Source organism: Bacillus sp. SIMBA_031 (assembly GCF_046535225.1).
In the GTDB taxonomy this organism is placed as follows: Bacteria; Bacillota; Bacilli; order Bacillales; family Bacillaceae; genus Bacillus; species Bacillus velezensis.
On record NZ_JAWRXC010000689.1, the window covers coordinates 1 to 235 of the forward strand.

The window sequence follows — 235 nt, forward strand, 5'->3', positions numbered from 1 at the left end:
GGTGTGCGCCGCCAGGCTTGAGCTGTATCCCTCATTGCAGACGATAACGATGCGCCGAGCGGGGTCGTCCGCAATCGGCAGCCGGTGGGAGCTGGAGGGATCGAGTCGCCACTCGAGGACGTTGCGGTCGATGACCACCGCCCCCGGAAGCTCGCCGTCCCGGTTCCGTTGATCTACCGGCCGCGTGTCAACAACCAGGGCGCCCGCTGCCATCTCCCGTTCAAGGTCGGACGGG

The 235-nt window shown here is 67.2% G+C and carries 1 protein-coding gene; it reads right to left on the reverse strand.

Going from position 1 to position 235, the window contains the following annotated elements:
* A partial coding sequence (locus SB724_RS21830) for a rhodanese-like domain-containing protein (RefSeq protein ID WP_410573169.1) occupies positions 1-235 on the reverse strand: 235 nt, incomplete at both ends.